The sequence below is a fragment of the Rhodococcus sp. (in: high G+C Gram-positive bacteria) genome (genome assembly GCF_049591685.1).
Classification (GTDB): Bacteria; Actinomycetota; Actinomycetes; order Mycobacteriales; family Mycobacteriaceae; genus Rhodococcoides.
In genome coordinates this window covers 1-2,928 of record NZ_JBAWFH010000300.1, presented here as the reverse complement: position 1 = coordinate 2,928, position 2,928 = coordinate 1, and the positions used below count along the sequence as shown (strand labels likewise).

Below are 2,928 nucleotides of genomic sequence, written 5' to 3'. Positions count from 1 at the left end.
ACTCCACGCCGGGTGCACCCGATGCCCGTCGTCGAAGCCATCGTCGCCGCAGCAGAAACCGTCGTGCCCGACCCGACACCGTTTCGCGGTGCGCCACCCGAGGAAGTCGGTCTCATAGCGCGCTGGCTGGACTCCGATGGCGTCAGAATCGTCTCCGCCACACACGGTTATGCCGAACCGTCTCGCGGGGCGGGAGCGTGGCGACAGTGGTGCAGCGTCGCCCGCACAGTGGCCCGGCGGGAACACAGCGCACTGGAGTTCGCGCAGACAAAGGCGCTCTAAACTCGTCTCGGCACGTGGTTCACGTGTCACGAAGCAGGCAGACCACCTCGTCCGAGTTACCTTCAGTCCAAGTCACCGTCAGGAGCCCCATGATCAACGCCATCGTCATGATCGACGCCGAGGCACGCGTCATTCCGGAGACCGCCCAGGCCGTGGCCGATGTGGACGGTGTCACCGAGGTCTATTCCTGTGCGGGCGACGTCGACCTGATAGCGATCGTCAAGGTTCGCGACCATCAGCAGATCGCCGAGGTCGTGACTCAGCGAATCAACAAGGTGCCCGGAGTGGTCAACACCGCCACCCACATCGCGTTTCAGTCCTACTCGAGTGCCGACATCGAAGCGGGCTTCTCGATCGGAGAATGAGTTGCGTGCGACGCTCCGGAACGGGGTCAGTCGAGCTCGTTCGACCTGGTGACCCACCGTCCCAGCAGTCGGGCGGTGGCGCCGGAATCGACTGCACGCGCGGCTCTGGCCAGACCTCGCTCGAGGAGTACGGGTAGGTCGCCGACGTCGATGCCGCCGTCCATTCCGTCGAAGGCCGTCAATGCCGCAGCCGCGTTGAGCAACACGGCATCGCGTACCGGGCCGGCCGCGCCTGCGAACACCGAGTGCGCGACCTGCGCGTTGAACGCCGCGTCGCCCCCTTTGAGAGCCTCGATGGGCACGTAGTCGAATCCGTGATCCCGTGGATCGATCTTTGCTTCCGTCACCGCGCCGTTCGACACCACGTGAACAGTGGTCGTGGTGGACAGCGTGATCTCGTCGAGTCCGTCGTCGCCGCGGACGACGAGAGCGCTCGTTCCTCGATCGGCGAACACCTGGGCCACGACGGGCACCAACGACTCGAAGGCACAGCCGATCAGTCCCGCCCGCGGCCGCCCGGGATTCGTCAACGGTCCGAGAACGTTGAACACCGTCGGGATGCCGATCTCCTTGCGCGGCGGGCCCGCGAAGCGCAGTGCCGGGTGGTAGACGGGCGCGAAGCAGAATCCGATGCCGACGTCGCGGACCGTTGCGGCGACGCCGACAGGGCCGAGACCGAACTTGACGCCCAGGGCCTCGAGAACGTCGGTTGTTCCGCTCTGCGACGACGCAGCACGGTTTCCGTGCTTGACGACGCTCGAGCCTGCGGACGCGACGACCATCGCGGCCATCGTGGAGATGTTGACGGTGTCGGCTCCGTCGCCGCCGGTGCCCACCACGTCCACGGAAAGCGGTTCGCTCTCGACGAGGGTTGCGTGCGAGAGCATCGAGTCCGCAAGCCCGCGCACCTCGGCGGGCGTGGGGCCTTTCATCTTCAGCGCGACGCCGAACGCAGCTATCTGCGCAGCCGTCGCGTCGCCGGACATGATTTCGTCCATTGCCCAGCTGGTGTCGGCGCTGCCGAGATCCGTACCCGAGGTGAGCGCTCCGAGCACCTTCTTCCACGTGCGAATCTGCGCGCTGGTGTTCGATTCGGTCATCGTCTCCGAAGGCCCTTCTCTCGCGTGTCCGGCTCGGCGTCGTCCTTCTCGCCGTCCCCACCTCGAACTCTCGACCGAGAGACGGGCGTGGTCAGCTTAATCAGCGAGGCGGATCGCTCAGCGTGGTGGCGTGGAATCCCCGCCCGGTTGCAATGCGTCCCAGCCGCGTACGACGCCTCCACGGCGCTGAGCGAGGCCCGCCATCCTCGATCGTTCCTGGGAGCAGTGCAACGCGTCGACCACCTGCACCCTCTGCAGCGTCACTTCGACTGCGTCGACAACGCCGGCGGGGGCGTCGGCGACGGGAAAGACGGGAGCAGGTTGCGGGGACTCGACGAGTTCGTACCCGTCCTGGGCAGCTGTGGCTGCCGCGTCGGCCACGGCGTCCGCCGGCAGCACCAGGTGATGCCGGAACACCGCCTCGTCCTCGGCCACCCATCCGATGCCGGAACCACGTTCGAGAGCGGCCGACGAAGACTCGGCATCGTCGAACGACGACGCCACCGTCGACAGGTCCGTTCGGGTGGGGTCGAGCGACTTTTTCTTCGACCCTGCGAAGAGTCGCCGGAACCAGGATCCGCCACCGTTCGTTGCCATTAGGCAAGCCTTCCACGTACTGCCCCGACGAGTCGATGCACCCCCTTTCAACTGCGGATATCGAACTCTGTCTGTGGTGTGCGAAGGTCACGACGCGCCAACACCGGACCCGGGTATGCCTTCGGTACTACGAACAGTCATACTTCTCTTTGTGACGAGCGCTGTAGGGACTCAAGGATCGGCAATCACCCAACGCGTGCACTCGCTGAACCGTCCCAATATGGTCAGCGTCGGCACCATCGTGTGGCTGTCGAGCGAACTCATGTTCTTTGCTGGACTTTTTGCGATGTACTTCGTCGCGAGGGCGCAGGCCAACGGCAACTGGCCACCGGAACCGACCGAGCTCAACCTCGGGCTCGCCGTTCCGGTCACTGCCGTGTTGATCGCGTCCTCGTTCACCTGCCAGCTCGGCGTGTTCGCAGCCGAGCGTGGTGACGTCTTCGGACTCCGGCGCTGGTACATCATCACCCTGGCCATGGGCACATTCTTCGTCGCCGGCCAGGGCTACGAGTACTACCACCTGGTTCACGAGGGCACGACACTCTCGTCGAGCGTCTACGGGTCGGTCTTCTACATCACGACCG

At 65.3% G+C, this 2,928-nt stretch carries 4 protein-coding genes and 1 pseudogene; 3 read left to right on the top strand and 2 right to left on the bottom strand.

The annotated features are described in order from the left end of the window. Positions 1-282: pseudogene (locus tag WBQ44_RS12495) on the top strand (hypothetical protein); the annotation flags it as partial. An 89-nt stretch (positions 283-371) separates the two neighbouring features. After that, positions 372-647, top strand: a complete 276-nt coding sequence (locus tag WBQ44_RS12490; protein WP_495567006.1) for an Lrp/AsnC family transcriptional regulator — start codon at positions 372-374, stop codon at positions 645-647. Between the two features lie 26 nt (positions 648-673). Here WBQ44_RS12490 and trpD read toward each other — a convergent pair whose 3' ends face one another. Together trpD and WBQ44_RS12480 are read right to left on the bottom strand one after the other, a co-directional pair. Next, positions 674-1,747 (bottom strand): anthranilate phosphoribosyltransferase, encoded by a 1,074-nt coding sequence (trpD, locus tag WBQ44_RS12485; protein ID WP_495567005.1) that lies wholly within the window; start codon positions 1,745-1,747, stop codon positions 674-676. 117 nt (positions 1,748-1,864) lie between these two features. Then, the gene (locus WBQ44_RS12480; protein WP_495567004.1) at positions 1,865-2,344 is read right to left on the bottom strand and encodes a hypothetical protein; all 480 of its coding nucleotides are present in this window, start codon (positions 2,342-2,344) and stop codon (positions 1,865-1,867) included. Positions 2,345-2,495: 151 nt separating this feature from the next. Between WBQ44_RS12480 and ctaE the strand changes: the two genes are divergently transcribed. After that, on the top strand, positions 2,496-2,928 hold a 433-nt coding region (gene ctaE, locus WBQ44_RS12475; RefSeq protein ID WP_495567003.1), incomplete at its 3' end, for an aa3-type cytochrome oxidase subunit III.

Bases quoted from the DNA above. Each gene is read 5' to 3' on its own strand.
- WBQ44_RS12480 (WP_495567004.1), bottom strand. From the start codon at position 2,344: ATGGCAACGAACGGTGGCGGATCCTGGTTCCGGCGACTCTTCGCAGGG.
- trpD (WP_495567005.1), bottom strand. From the start codon at position 1,747: ATGACCGAATCGAACACCAGCGCGCAGATTCGCACGTGGAAGAAGGTG.
- WBQ44_RS12490 (WP_495567006.1), top strand. From the start codon at position 372: ATGATCAACGCCATCGTCATGATCGACGCCGAGGCACGCGTCATTCCG.